The sequence below is a fragment of the Paenibacillus lacisoli genome (assembly GCF_030580655.1).
Classification (GTDB): Bacteria; Bacillota; Bacilli; order Paenibacillales; family Paenibacillaceae; genus Paenibacillus; species Paenibacillus lacisoli.
In genome coordinates, this window is record NZ_JAUQTB010000006.1 from 21,560 (window position 1) to 33,694 (window position 12,135).

Sequence of the window (12,135 nt, forward strand, 5' to 3'; positions counted from 1 at the left end):
ACGGCCTTTGCTGTTCTGCTGCTTTGACTATTTGGTCTTCTGCGGCTCCGGATAGTTGACACCGAACGTATCAACGGTCACCTTTTTCATCACCGGAGGCGTATTCGGACGGTCATTCTCATTGCGGGGCAGATTTACGATCTCATCTACCGTGTCCATTCCCTCGGTCACCTTGCCAAAAGCCGCATAGGAACCGTCAAGGCTCGGAGCATCCGCAACCATGATAAAAAATTGTGAGCCGGCGGAATTCGGATCCGCGCTGCGGGCCATCGACAGCACGCCGCGGGTATGTTTGAGGTTATTCTCGAAGCCGTTCTGGGAGAAATCACCCGGGATGCTGTAATCCGGACCCCCGGTGCCGTCACCCTTCGGATCGCCGCCCTGGATCATAAAGCCAGGAATGACACGATGGAAGATTGTGCCGTCGTAGAAGCCTTTGTTAACCAGAGAAATGAAGTTGTTCACGGTATTGGGAGCTATATCCGGATACAGCTCCAGCTTAATGGTCTTGCCGCTGTCCATCTCAATCGTGACAACCGGATTAGGATGATCGCCCTTGGCGCTGGTAACCTCCTTGGGTACCGGCTTGGTCCCGCATCCAGCGAGCAGCAGCAGAACCAGGGTCAGACTGAGCAGGAGCCGGTAGCTGCTGCGGGGAGCGATTTTGTTCAACTTCATGATGATCTTTCCTCCTAATTAATCACAAGAACAGGCCCTGGGAAGGGCCTGGCGTTATTTGAATTTGTGCCAATCCATTTGGCTGTTGTTCAGCAGGTGTTCAAAGTCATTGTCCAGCCGTTTCTGCTCGGCGCGGCGTGCTTCTTCTTTGCGGCTGCGCTCTTCCTCCAGCTTCTGTTCCTGCTGTGCCCGGGCCTCGTCTGCCTGGGCCTTGAGCTTGTCGAGAACATCACGGCTGAGAAGGTCCTTTAAAGTGGCAGGCTTGTCCTCCACCGTACGGGAAGGGGGCGTCGGCTGCTTTCTCTTCGCCATATCATCATCTCCGTTTTTCGTAAATTATAGCAGTTTCATGTCTCCTGTACCAGTTGTCATGTTTACTTATATGAGGTTTAAAGGTGGACATTACCGGTTACTGGAGTAAAATGGAAGGCAGCAGAGAGGGCGTGATGCATAATGGATTACTCGTGGAAACGGAATTTGGTTGTGCTCTGGATTGGCGTATTTTTTTGCAGCTCGGCGTATTCCATTTCGATTCCTTTTCTACCTATTTTCCTGAATACAGAGCTTGGCGTTGATAAGAATCTGACCACATGGTCCGGAATTGCATTCGGGATTACCTTCCTGACCAGTGCCCTGATTTCACCTTATTGGGGATCTTTAGCGGATAAGTACGGCCGCAAGCCGATGCTGATCCGGTCGGGCTTCAGCCTGGCAGTGCTGTATTTGCTTAATTATTTTGTATATGACCCTTATCTGTTCGTGGGCATCCGGGTGCTTCAGGGGCTGCTGGCAGGGTTCGTTCCTGCTGCGATTGCCCTGGTTGGCACGAATACACCGGAGGAGAAGTCCGGTTATGCTATGGGGATTATGTCCACCTCAGGTGCAACGGGAAGTATTCTAGGCCCGCTTCTTGGGGGACTGATCTCTCATTATTACGGGAGCCGTAACGCCTTTCTGTTCTCTGCGGCGATCGTCCTAATTGCTGCGCTCGTTGCCACTTACGGGGCGAAGGAGCATAATTTTAACCGTTCAGCGCCGCGTTCCCATGTCATGGATGATGTAAAGCATGCTTTTGCCAACCGGCCGTTTGTGACCCTGCTGCTGCTCATGGCTGTGAGCACTTTTTCGGTCATGCTGCTGGAGCCGCTGCTGACGGTGTATGTCATTGGAATGGGCGTGGATAAAAATGATGCATCGTTGACCTCAGGGATTATTTTCTCCGCGGTCGGAATTGCGACGATTCTGATGGCTCCGCGCTGGGGGAAATTTGGAGCCGCTAAAGGTTATGGCAAAGTGCTGATGATCGGCCTTATTGGCGGAGGAATCGGAAATATTCTGCAGTTCTTCGTAACCGGTTACGTCGGGTTCGGAATACTGCGTTTTGGTTACGGGTTATTTTTTGCAGGGGTCTATCCGGCCATTAACGCCTTGATCGTTCAGATGACTGAGCCGGAGTTTCGCGGCCGCGCCTTCAGCCTGAATCAATCTTCATCCCAGATCGCGACGATGGCTGGACCGATCATCGGAGGGATTCTGGGTGACGTGATAGCCATCCGCTGGGTATTCGTGATCAACGGAATCCTGCTGCTGGCCGTGGCCCTGCTGTTCAAGGTGAAAGGGATGAATCTGATGTTCAAGCCGGCTGCATCCAGGAAATTGGTGGAGCAGCGGACACAGGCACGTTCTTGAAGCATACCAAAAAAAGCCATGGAGACCGTTCATTCGGCACCATGGCTTTCGTCATATGATTAACCGTTGAATAAGCCCGAGCCCTTCACGTTGTCGAGGAAGTCGAAGAACTGCGGGATGTTCAGCTGCTGCTGTGCATCGGAAAGGGCGACAGCCGGATTCGGATGCACCTCGACCATAATTCCATCCGCACCTGCAGCCAGTGCTGCTCTTGCGCACGGGGCAAGAATGTCCTTGCGGCCCGTGGAATGAGTCACGTCCACCAGCACCGGCAAATGGCTCTCCTGCTTCAGAATCGGCACCGCAGAAATGTCGAGCGTGTTGCGGGTCCATTTCTCATAGGTCCGGATTCCGCGCTCGATCAGGATAACCTGATTGTTGCCGCGGGATACGATATACTCGGCAGCATGAAGGAACTCTTCCAGCGTAGCGGCCAGACCGCGTTTCAGCACGATCGGCATGCGCAGATCTCCAGCCGCTTTGAGCAGTTCAAAATTCTGCATATTACGGGCACCGATCTGGATAATATCGATGTATTGGGCTGCTGTTTCGATATCGGCCGGAGTTACAATCTCACTGATCGTCGCAAGTCCGAATTCATCGCCAACCTGCTTCAGAATTTTGAGACCTTCTACGCCGAGTCCTTGAAAGTCATACGGTGACGTCCGCGGCTTGAAGGCGCCGCCGCGCAGGACGGGAACCCCGGCCTTCTTCATCGCTGCCGCCACCTCACGGGTCTGCTCGTAGCTCTCGACCGAGCAGGGGCCTGCAACCATTACGGATGAGCCGCCCCCGATGAACGTATTTTTCACCTGGACTACCGTATCTTCCGGACTGTTCTTGCGGCTGACAAGCAGGTGCTTCTTGTGTTCTTCTTCCTGCAGGCTGAGCGAAGCTTTGAAAATGTCCTTGAACAGCTGCAGGATCGTTGCATCGTTAAAAGGTCCCGGGTTGTTCGCAACGAGCTTGTTCAGCATCTCTTGTTCGCGAACCGGGTCAAACTTCGGTACACCCTGCTGCTCCTTGATTTTGCCGATTTCTTCTACGATTTGGGCACGTTCTGACAGCAAGTGAAGCAGCTGCAGATTGACCTGATCCAGCTGACCGCGCAGCTGATCCAATTGATTCTCCGTCATGTTCTTCAGTCCTTCCCGATATGTTTATGGCATGAGTCATGCATGCTCGATCAGCAACAGCCAAAAGGCATCCGCCTGGGTAGACGAATGCCGCGCTGATGACCCTGGCAGGGTGCACTTAAGCTGTATGTATACGACCGACTAGCTTACCTATATTGTAAGGTGAGCAGTTATAATTATCAAGTAAAGCTTTGACGCGTTAGCGGACTCTAGTCTGTATGATCATGATGCTGCAGCTGTCCGCACGGCCCGCTCTTGTCCTCATTATGACCCGTACCGTTCTCTGGATCATCCGTTTGGCGGTGTAAAGCCAATGGATCCTTATGTGCGGCGTGAAGTACTGTCTCATATGGGATATAAACGCCTGGATCTGGAGTATGTTCATCTGTCCTGGAATAATGATGGAGAAGCTGTCGAAGGCCTGAATCTGTGCTTTCTGCCCGGAGATGAGAATCTGAAGCAGCTGGATTCCTCCCTTGTCACGGCTTTTCTGCGCCGCTATTATACCGTACTGCCGAATAAGCCTGCGGCATGGAACGAGATGGTGGCGCAGCTGGACAGCCAGAAGGATGTAAATCTGCTGCCGCTGTAGTTCAATGGCCTAATAAGCCCAACCGTAACCGGTTGGGCTTATTGCTGTTCATGATTCAAATGCATCTATTGTAATTGCCGGACCGATCAGGAATCACTGTGCACCGTCAGGCTGACCTTGCTTGTCTCGCACATAAATGTGGAGAGATGCACAGGCCTTTTGTCTTCGCCATAGGCGGTCTTCTGAATGCGGAACAGAATGGCGCCAGGGTCACATTCCAGATGGGATGCGATGACGGTATCTGCGCTAACGACGTCAATCAGCTTGTCATTGCTCGTGATCAAAGTATGGTAGTCCTGCTTGAGAACGGAATAAGTAGACGTTTCTGGTTGAATTTTGAGCTCCAGTCCGGGGAAACGGTCAAGCGAATAATGAGCCACATCATGGAACAGCGGCCGTTCGTTGACCGACATGACACGCTCCAGCTCGAATACCGGGGCACCTTCTTCAATGCCCAAGCGCTCTGCTATCGAAGGCGGAGCCGAGATGACTGCGCTGCGGATGATTCGGGAATCGCTTTTGGCACCGAGATGACTGCTGAATTCAGCGAAGCCGCTGACCGACACGAGTTCGTTATGTACCTTGGGGGCGGTCACGAACGTTCCTTTGCCGGGGATCGGCGTCAGTCTTCCGTCCTTGACGAGGTCTTCTACGGCTTTGCGAATCGTGATCCGGCTTACCTGATACTGCTTGCACAGCTCGGCCTCCGTAGGAATTTTCTGATTGGTGGCATAAGTTCCGTTATGGATATCATTAATAATTTTCTGGCGAATTTGGCCATATAACGGCTGCTTGAGAGCAGATTTAGGGGACATAAAGTTCCTCCTTCGTGCGATTAAGTAATGAGTATACATCATGAAGTCTGCACTTGCTCACACCAGCATTTTAGCAATTCCGTTACTTGAACTATCATCATAGCTTCAAAAGCAAGCAGTTGCACAAAACGCGAGCGGCTTGATCGAGTTGCAAACTGCAAATAAATATGAGCTATTTTATCACGTATTTATTTGTATTGCAGTATTCTGGGTCCAAATTGAATTTTGAGCGTTTGAATAAAGGACACACGGGTACCCGGGATCGTCATCATCCCTACCAGGCACCTAATTTTCCGATCGTTGCAGCTGCACAGCGGCTGCCTTTCTCCAGCCCCATCCGGATAGACCCTCCAGCCATCATGACGTGCAGGTAGCCAGCGATAAAGGAGTCACCTGCCCCCAGGGTGTCCACGACGACGGTCTGAATCGCAGACCGTTTGATAAAGCGTCTTCCATTGTACACCATGCTGCCGTTAGCCCCGAGAGTGACGATTACATTTCGGGTCCCATGATTGCACATCTCAGTCATAAAGTTCCGAATGTAACTGTCATCCTTGCTGTAAGAAAAGAAGGCGTAATCAAGAACTGGAGCCAGTTCCTTGACCAAGGGGTCAGTAAAACGGTCAGAAAAGTCAAACGAGGTATCCAGTCCGCGTTCCTTCCAATAGGGGAAGTGAGTATGACAATGTCCCCAGACGACAGAGTGGATGCACCGGTGGGAGGATAAAAAAGACAGGTCCTCCTCCGTTAGTTTAAACCGGCTCATGACGCCTTGATGATATTCACCCATTGTCCGTTCCCCTTGAATAAGGTTCACTTGAGTGGTAGCTGTACGGCCTTCTACGGTATACATATGGGAAAGGTCGATACCGCTCCCTGACAGACGTCTAAGAAGTTCCTGACCTTCTTCGTCACTGCCGATCCAACCGGTATAAGAGACCCTGCTGCCCAGACGGGACAGCCAGACGGCCACGTTAACAGCATTCCCGCCGGGAAACCGGCTGCCGTTCTCATAGAGATCCATACAATTATCACCAACTGATGCTATAACCATGGGTGTCACCTCGGAAACTTGGTATTTCGGTAAAGATATGATAGTGAGAGCCGACATAATTCGGCATTCTTCCCGCATTGTACAATAAAAAAGTTGTGCTGAACAGTTGGTCATTTTTGTTATGGATATGGCAAGCAGATAAAAGCCGGAAACCGCCTTGTGACGGTTTCCGGCTTTATGCTGGCCTATGGAGATTATGAGGGTTTATGCAGTTGATTTTCCCTGGGAATGGCGTGCTCCATCGCAGCCTTCTGGTCTTTGTCTTTCAGCGCCTGAGGAAATGATTCTTCTTTAAAAAGACCAAACTCCGGATCTGTATCCCGCTCGGTCACAAGATCCTGCACTTCCTCGTCACCATGACCGTACTTCGCGCTGTTCTTCGGATTGGGTTCTGTCGGACGGGTTCCCATTAATCATCCCTCCCTTTCTTCCGCTCCTCAGGTTCCGGCGAGCCTGGCCCAGGCACAGCGTTCTCCCCGATTCCGCTGCTGTTTACCGTCTCGGACAGGGCTGATTTTACCGGACGTTCGGCAATATAGCGTTCTTCAGAGACATCCTCACTTACTCCCTGAGTGGTCACCGTACTGACATTCTCCATATCATGATCAGGAATCTGGACGTCCGGTTCACTGATCCCCATTTTCTGATATCGTTCAAAGGCTTTATCTGCTTCGCTCATTGGATCCTTCATCATGCTGCATCTCTCCTTTGCCATGAGTCTGTGAATCGTTTTCTACTTCCTTTTTACCCGTTATGAGAAATGTCAATCCCTTTCAATACGGCAGGAGGTTACGTCTTAGGAGAAGCCGGGTGACCGTTTGAGCTCTCGGGTTCCCGGGTAAACAACGAGTAAGTCATATCAACATAAGGATTCACTAAATAGAGGAGGCTGATGGATATGAACCGGAAAATTGTAGGTGTTTTTGATACAGAACAAGCGGCAAGCCGGGCCATTGAGGATTTGAAGACGAACGGCTTCCATACTGAAGATATTTCTGTCATTGCCAAGGATCGCCAAGAGGTCGCTGATCTCAGTGAAGAGACAGGGACGAAAGCCCCGGAAGGCGTTGCCTCCGGAGCTGCAACCGGCGGTGTAGTCGGCGGAGTCGCAGGCTTGCTCGCAGGAATTGGCGCATTGGCCATACCGGGAATTGGGCCTATTCTGGCAGCCGGTCCGATTGCAGCTGTACTGACAGGTGCAGCCGTTGGTGCCGGAGCCGGCGGTTTGGTAGGCGGACTGGTAGGTCTTGGCATCCCTGAGGATGAGGCTTCGGTGTATGATACGAATGTGAGTGAAGGCAAAATTCTGGTCTTGGTAGATGCAGATGAAGGTCTCAGCACCCAGGTTCAGAACCTGTTCCGCACCAACGGTGCGATGAATACCCAGTTCTACCGGGATAATCTGGTGGAAGAGGGTCAGAATTACGGAACGGCGATGCCTGCAGAGCAGGGGCTTCCGGCGGATGCTCCGCTGAACGAGGATCGTACGCTGGACACCCGTGCACTGGACGGCCGTCTGCCGCAGGACAGGGAGTCTTCCGCCAGCCGCAGCGGCGAAGCGAATATCGCTCCGATCCGCTACCCTTCTGATCGTACGGATGAGGAAATCACACCGGATACCAAGGATCCGAATCAGACTGGTGAGGGGCTGTACGGTGTACGCAGTGACCATGAGACCCGCCGATAACCCGGGAAACAGCGGCCGCAGCGCTGGCTGCTGAATAAGAGCTGTTCTTCCTGCCTGTGGGCAGAGAGAGCAGCTCTTTTCTCATGCTTTTGGTGATGCTGGAGCGTAATGAAAAAAGACAGATCCCGAAAGGACCTGCCTTAATCCCTGCCATGTTAATCATGTGGATGAGGAAGGAGCTTCATCAATCCAGAATGTCATCACTATCTACGGATTCGTCATCCCCATCCGAGCCATTGAGGAGATCTGTTCCATGCAGAAGTTCAGCAGGCGCTGACGGGTCTACCGGCGAGTTGACCGCAATAGCATCTGCATCGGGGACATCCTCAAATGGTGTATCGGGCCCTTCGGTCAGATTTTCCCAATTGATCTCAGCATTCTCCAGGGAAGGCTCAAAGTCGATCGCCGGATTGTTCAGCGTGCTGTCTGTCACTGGGGTGGAAGCTGTATCGGAAGGGAAGGCTTGCAGTTCATTTTGATTAGGTTGAATAGCCATACAGATCATCTCCTTATACAATGAAAATCATCTCTTACTTCGACCTTACCCAAACCGGGAGCATGCTAAACGATTGTATTGTTTGCCCAAGGTGTACAATAAATGCATTATTAAGGATTGTAGGAGAGCGCCGAGCACTATAAAATGGAAAAGGATGAAAAGACAGCTTGTACACATCAACAAAAGGAGTGAGCTGAAGCCATGGAATGGCTGACACTTGGAGGCATGCTCCAGACGATTCGTATCGGCCAGAAGGCTTCCACCGCCGGACATTCACGAACAGCTGTCCGCAGGCCGGACGGTCTGTTCTGGATCGGGGGAATCCTCGACGGCAAGCCGGTAGAAATACGTGACTATCTGTTCTCGGATATATGGACCATTTATGAAGATGAAGAGAGTGCGGAATGGATCCCTTTCCGGGAAGAACTTGAACATAAGGAACGTGAAATGATTGAGAATCAGTTTATGGATGAAAGACTGCGTAAATAAAGTGTTTCTGTGCATGTATAAAGCTAACATATGCGATTTGGAAGGGTACAGCGCTTTGCGTCTAGAATATAGAACGGTATGAAACCAATACCTATTTTCACTTATTCCGGGGTGCTAAACATGAGCGGACTGCCTAAGGCTGTCAAAACGTTCATTCTGTTCTTGATGTGTATCTTTGTTCTGTTCCCGTTTCCGGCTTCAGCAGACACAGGCCCCCAGGAGCATCAGGTAACATCCTGGGAGATGAAGTGGGGAGTACCACAGGATGACGGCTTGCTGGGGAGGATGCCCGGCACCTCCTGGATGGCTGTGGACGGCAGTCACGAGGAGTTCTACAAGACGAAGCCGGCGGACGTCGATTCCGCCTGGGTCCGGGTAAAGATCCCGGTTCTGCGGGAGGCATCTCCGGCGCTGCTGTTTAACAACATTACGGCTAAACGCATTATTATCTACAAGGATAAGAGCAGTGTCTATGAGTCTTACCGGACGTATAACTATGATCAGAACCGGGTTCTGCTGCCGCTGCAGCCGGAAGAGGAGGGCTCAGAACTGCTGATCTGGCTGCAAAGCAATGTCAGCGAGGTTGGCATTACAGGCTCTGTTCAGGCCGGAACCTACGGGGCGCTCTTGAGTCAATACATGGGGCAGGACCTCTCTGATATTATTATGGGGAGTACGTTCATACTTACGGCTGTCGTTATGCTGTTCTGCTCCATCTTTCTGAACCGGGATAACCTATCGATCTGGTTGTCTCTCAGCCTGGTTATTTTAACGATCGGTATTCTGATTGTGACGTATTCACCATTTCTGTTCACATTCTACAAAGATTACGGCCAGATTTATCTCACGCTTTTTGATGTTTCCCTATTCGTGCTGCTTCCGTCGCTCACGATATTTTTCGAGAAAATTATCGGGATTTTCCGTCTCCTGACATGGTACCGTCACATGCTGGTGATCTATTCCCTGGCAGGTATTCTGTTCATGATTGTTAATACATTGTCTGGGAACCGCTATTATCATGCCTATTATCTGTACAGCGTCAAAGCGCTCGGCATCCTGATTGTACTCATGCTGCTGATTATTGTCTCAGGAACCATTCGGAGTGCGGTCAAAGGTAATAAAGAAGGTCTGATTCTTACTTTCGGATTTATCCTGTTCGCACTTGCCTGCATGATTGAGCTTCTGATCTTCTACGTTCAGGATCATTATCATTTTGTACTGTGGAAATGGGGAATGGTGGGGTTCGTGATTTCTTTGATTGTTATTCTCGGACGGCGGCTTGCACACAAGCATGAGCAGGTTGTGAAATACTCCAAGGAACTGGAGATGTTCAACAACGAGCTTCAGCGTTCAGAGAAAATGGAGATTATCAGCGATCTCGCTGCATCGGTTGCCCATGAAGTACGTAATCCGCTTCAGGTGACGCGCGGTTTCCTGCAGCTGATGAATGAGCAGAACAGCGATAACGGTAAAGGGTATCTGAAATATGCACTGGAGGAGCTGGATAGGGCGTCCGAGATTATTACCGATTTTCTGACCTTTGCCAAGCCGGAGTTCGAGCAGGTGTCTATTCTGAACATCATCGATGAATTCCGGCATATTGAGGGAATCCTGAACCCTATGGCCAGTCTGGAGGGTGGACGTATCTACCTTAATATTCCGGACGGACTGCGGGTACAGGGCAATTCATCGAAGTTCAAGCAGGCATTCATTAATATGATCAAGAACAGCATTGAAGCGTTTGGACCGGAGCGTGAAGGGGAAATCCGGATCTGGGCCTATGCGGAGAATGAGCAGATTGTAATCCATATCCAGGATAACGGGGAGGGCATGAGCGCCAGTGAACTGTCTCATCTCGGCGAGCCTTATTTCTCTAACAAAACCAAGGGTACGGGCCTGGGAATGATGGTTACCTTCCGCATTATCGAAGCGATGAAGGGACGGATCAGCTACACAAGTGCAAAAGGAGTGGGAACCGAGGCCGTTGTCCGTTTCCCTGCAGCCGGATGAAAATCCGGCTTTTTTGTGCTGCCGGGCTGCAGAGAAAGGGGCCTTGTCCCACTCCTTGGGGCTTGAATTACCGAATCAAGTGCTTACCACATTAATTTGGATTTCTCGGTAGTGACGATCATGCTGGCAGGACTCGGGGGAATGACCAGATAAAATTCGTCCGGGGACTCCTCAACGGTACGCAGTTTGATATGGTCGGGAATGATGACACCCAGCACTTCCTTGATTGCCGATTTGGGATCTTCAATCAGTTTTTGCCGGAATGTCGGATCTTCCCAAGCCTTTTGGATCAATTGCGTTTGTAATACTCCTTCTGCAGTCATAGCCATCCACGATCACCTTACCCTTGTTTTATTAGGATACGTTACGTATCAAATATAGCATGGACAACCCGTATTATCTATCCAATTTATACATTCTTTTCTATAAAATATTGAAGTCCGCCTGCCCGCAGCAGCCGCTGCCTCTCTTCCAGAATCAGATCAGCGTCCTGCTGGAGACCCTGGAAAATAGCTTCACCGAAATCAGCAAGATGGGGTGCAAAGGTCAAGGGAACAGGTACCGTACGAATCAAATCCCTGCCGCGCTCCACATATCGGTTGAGGATACAGGTTGTATAGATCGCTTCTTCCACCTGCTGCCGGGTCAGCTGCTCCTGGTGAGCCATTCCGTACTCATGCCTGATGAATGAGAGCAGGCAGTTATAGCTGTTGTGGACGAGGTCTTCTTCCCAGTCTGACCAGTCATCCGCCATCTGCAGGGCGAGCAGCACAGCATCTACATAGGAAGAGAAGGAAGCAATTTCTTCCCGCTGTCCACGCAGCAAAAGGACGGAGGTAGACGCGATCTTAATTGGCGCTGCCTTGCAGGCCACATTAAAAGGCTCTGACATAAAGGGATCTGCCTGCGTCTCCCTGACGATGGCTTCAGCCCAATCCCGTGTGTATTCGCGCAGATATTCCCACACCAGCGGGTTGTCAGGGAACCTGGCACGATAGATGGCGAGACATTCGTCATACATCATGGTTCCCAGCCCAATTTGCTCCCGCCAAGCTTCGGGACGGGTGTCCATCAGATCATCCAGAATGAAATAATGAAGCATGAGAAATACGTTGCCGATGGACAATTGGCGGTAGGTATCGGGGGGAATGGAATCCGAAGAGGAGGCATCTTGCATCCATAACGGGAGCAGGTAACAAATATAATTGTTAATGCTGTCCTCCAGCAGCGGATTGAACCGATCCAGATACCTGATTCCCAGGTCATTCAATGGGGACGGAAAGAGGGAGATTCGCTGCCCGGCTTCCGCATAAATCCCTGCCAGTTCTGTCTGATAGGGTGTAAACCATTTCATGTGCATCACTCACCATTCTAATAAGATGGGCTCATGCCATGCCTGCTCTTAGGAAGAGGGAGAACCAGAGGGCTGAAAGGTATATGGGCTGGCTGGGATGAGCATTAAATATAAATATAGTTTACGACAACCAGT

General features: G+C 50.9%; 14 protein-coding genes and 1 pseudogene. 5 read left to right on the top strand and 10 right to left on the bottom strand.

The genetic code is table 11. The features are described from left to right. Positions 1-27 precede the first annotated feature (27 nt). Together Q5741_RS12025 and Q5741_RS12030 are read right to left on the bottom strand one after the other, a co-directional pair. Positions 28-672, bottom strand: a complete 645-nt coding sequence (locus Q5741_RS12025) for a peptidylprolyl isomerase (RefSeq protein WP_407074355.1) — start codon at positions 670-672, stop codon at positions 28-30. Between the two features lie 60 nt (positions 673-732). Continuing rightward, the gene (locus Q5741_RS12030) at positions 733-990 is read right to left on the bottom strand and encodes a YqkE family protein (RefSeq protein ID WP_305024338.1); all 258 of its coding nucleotides are present in this window, start codon (positions 988-990) and stop codon (positions 733-735) included. Between the two features lie 141 nt (positions 991-1,131). On the opposite strand from Q5741_RS12030, the gene Q5741_RS12035 reads away from it, so the two are divergent. Beyond that, positions 1,132-2,367, top strand: coding sequence for an MFS transporter (locus tag Q5741_RS12035; RefSeq protein ID WP_305024339.1), 1,236 nt, complete (start codon positions 1,132-1,134; stop codon positions 2,365-2,367). A 59-nt stretch (positions 2,368-2,426) separates the two neighbouring features. On the opposite strand, the gene Q5741_RS12040 is transcribed toward Q5741_RS12035, so the two are convergent. Then, complete coding sequence (locus Q5741_RS12040; RefSeq protein ID WP_305024340.1) at positions 2,427-3,503, bottom strand: bifunctional 3-deoxy-7-phosphoheptulonate synthase/chorismate mutase; 1,077 nt, start codon at positions 3,501-3,503, stop codon at positions 2,427-2,429. 265 nt (positions 3,504-3,768) lie between these two features. Here Q5741_RS12040 and Q5741_RS12045 point away from each other — a divergent pair. Next, positions 3,769-4,095: pseudogene (locus Q5741_RS12045) on the top strand (GNAT family N-acetyltransferase); the annotation flags it as partial. Positions 4,096-4,181: 86 nt separating this feature from the next. Here Q5741_RS12045 and Q5741_RS12050 read toward each other — a convergent pair. The 4 genes from Q5741_RS12050 to Q5741_RS12065 form a co-directional block, all read right to left on the bottom strand. After that, the gene (locus Q5741_RS12050) at positions 4,182-4,910 is read right to left on the bottom strand and encodes a UTRA domain-containing protein (protein ID WP_305024341.1); all 729 of its coding nucleotides are present in this window, start codon (positions 4,908-4,910) and stop codon (positions 4,182-4,184) included. Positions 4,911-5,184: 274 nt separating this feature from the next. Then, positions 5,185-5,964, bottom strand: a complete 780-nt coding sequence (gene frlD, locus Q5741_RS12055) for a fructoselysine 6-kinase (protein ID WP_305024342.1) — start codon at positions 5,962-5,964, stop codon at positions 5,185-5,187. A 194-nt stretch (positions 5,965-6,158) separates the two neighbouring features. After that, positions 6,159-6,374, bottom strand: a complete 216-nt coding sequence (locus Q5741_RS12060; RefSeq protein WP_305024343.1) for a hypothetical protein — start codon at positions 6,372-6,374, stop codon at positions 6,159-6,161. Then, a complete protein-coding gene (locus Q5741_RS12065) occupies positions 6,374-6,658 on the bottom strand; it encodes a hypothetical protein (protein ID WP_305024344.1) in 285 nt (94 codons plus the stop codon). The genes Q5741_RS12060 and Q5741_RS12065 overlap by 1 nt, the downstream gene beginning before the upstream one ends. Before the next feature lie 204 nt (positions 6,659-6,862). On the opposite strand from Q5741_RS12065, the gene Q5741_RS12070 reads away from it, so the two are divergent. Beyond that, a complete protein-coding gene (locus Q5741_RS12070) occupies positions 6,863-7,651 on the top strand; it encodes a general stress protein (RefSeq protein WP_407074352.1) in 789 nt (262 codons plus the stop codon). A gap of 184 nt (positions 7,652-7,835) precedes the next feature. Here Q5741_RS12070 and Q5741_RS12075 read toward each other — a convergent pair whose 3' ends face one another. Beyond that, positions 7,836-8,147, bottom strand: coding sequence for a hypothetical protein (locus tag Q5741_RS12075; RefSeq protein WP_305024345.1), 312 nt, complete (start codon positions 8,145-8,147; stop codon positions 7,836-7,838). Positions 8,148-8,348: 201 nt separating this feature from the next. On the opposite strand from Q5741_RS12075, the gene Q5741_RS12080 reads away from it, so the two are divergent. Together Q5741_RS12080 and Q5741_RS12085 are read left to right on the top strand one after the other, a co-directional pair. Continuing rightward, complete coding sequence (locus Q5741_RS12080) at positions 8,349-8,636, top strand: hypothetical protein (protein WP_305024346.1); 288 nt, start codon at positions 8,349-8,351, stop codon at positions 8,634-8,636. A gap of 120 nt (positions 8,637-8,756) precedes the next feature. Beyond that, positions 8,757-10,646 (top strand): ATP-binding protein, encoded by a 1,890-nt coding sequence (locus tag Q5741_RS12085; RefSeq protein ID WP_407074356.1) that lies wholly within the window; start codon positions 8,757-8,759, stop codon positions 10,644-10,646. Positions 10,647-10,729: 83 nt separating this feature from the next. Here Q5741_RS12085 and Q5741_RS12090 read toward each other — a convergent pair whose 3' ends face one another. Together Q5741_RS12090 and Q5741_RS12095 are read right to left on the bottom strand one after the other, a co-directional pair. Continuing rightward, positions 10,730-10,969, bottom strand: coding sequence for an NHLP leader peptide family RiPP precursor (locus tag Q5741_RS12090; RefSeq protein WP_305024537.1), 240 nt, complete (start codon positions 10,967-10,969; stop codon positions 10,730-10,732). A gap of 86 nt (positions 10,970-11,055) precedes the next feature. After that, on the bottom strand, positions 11,056-12,000 hold the full coding sequence (locus Q5741_RS12095; RefSeq protein ID WP_305024348.1) for a class 1 isoprenoid biosynthesis enzyme: 945 nt from the start codon (positions 11,998-12,000) through the stop codon (positions 11,056-11,058). Between the last annotated feature and the right edge of the window lie 135 nt (positions 12,001-12,135).

What these genes read in the sequence shown, in the direction of transcription:
- Q5741_RS12030 (WP_305024338.1), bottom strand. Translation starts at nt 990, where the DNA reads ATGGCGAAGAGAAAGCAGCCGACGCCCCCTTCCCGTACGGTGGAGGAC.
- Q5741_RS12035 (WP_305024339.1), top strand. Translation starts at nt 1,132, where the DNA reads ATGGATTACTCGTGGAAACGGAATTTGGTTGTGCTCTGGATTGGCGTA.
- Q5741_RS12040 (WP_305024340.1), bottom strand. Translation starts at nt 3,503, where the DNA reads ATGACGGAGAATCAATTGGATCAGCTGCGCGGTCAGCTGGATCAGGTC.
- Q5741_RS12050 (WP_305024341.1), bottom strand. Translation starts at nt 4,910, where the DNA reads ATGTCCCCTAAATCTGCTCTCAAGCAGCCGTTATATGGCCAAATTCGC.
- frlD (WP_305024342.1), bottom strand. Translation starts at nt 5,964, where the DNA reads ATGGTTATAGCATCAGTTGGTGATAATTGTATGGATCTCTATGAGAAC.
- Q5741_RS12060 (WP_305024343.1), bottom strand. Translation starts at nt 6,374, where the DNA reads ATGGGAACCCGTCCGACAGAACCCAATCCGAAGAACAGCGCGAAGTAC.
- Q5741_RS12065 (WP_305024344.1), bottom strand. Translation starts at nt 6,658, where the DNA reads ATGATGAAGGATCCAATGAGCGAAGCAGATAAAGCCTTTGAACGATAT.
- Q5741_RS12070 (WP_407074352.1), top strand. Translation starts at nt 6,863, where the DNA reads ATGAACCGGAAAATTGTAGGTGTTTTTGATACAGAACAAGCGGCAAGC.
- Q5741_RS12075 (WP_305024345.1), bottom strand. Translation starts at nt 8,147, where the DNA reads ATGGCTATTCAACCTAATCAAAATGAACTGCAAGCCTTCCCTTCCGAT.
- Q5741_RS12080 (WP_305024346.1), top strand. Translation starts at nt 8,349, where the DNA reads ATGGAATGGCTGACACTTGGAGGCATGCTCCAGACGATTCGTATCGGC.
- Q5741_RS12085 (WP_407074356.1), top strand. Translation starts at nt 8,757, where the DNA reads ATGAGCGGACTGCCTAAGGCTGTCAAAACGTTCATTCTGTTCTTGATG.
- Q5741_RS12090 (WP_305024537.1), bottom strand. Translation starts at nt 10,969, where the DNA reads ATGACTGCAGAAGGAGTATTACAAACGCAATTGATCCAAAAGGCTTGG.
- Q5741_RS12095 (WP_305024348.1), bottom strand. Translation starts at nt 12,000, where the DNA reads ATGAAATGGTTTACACCCTATCAGACAGAACTGGCAGGGATTTATGCG.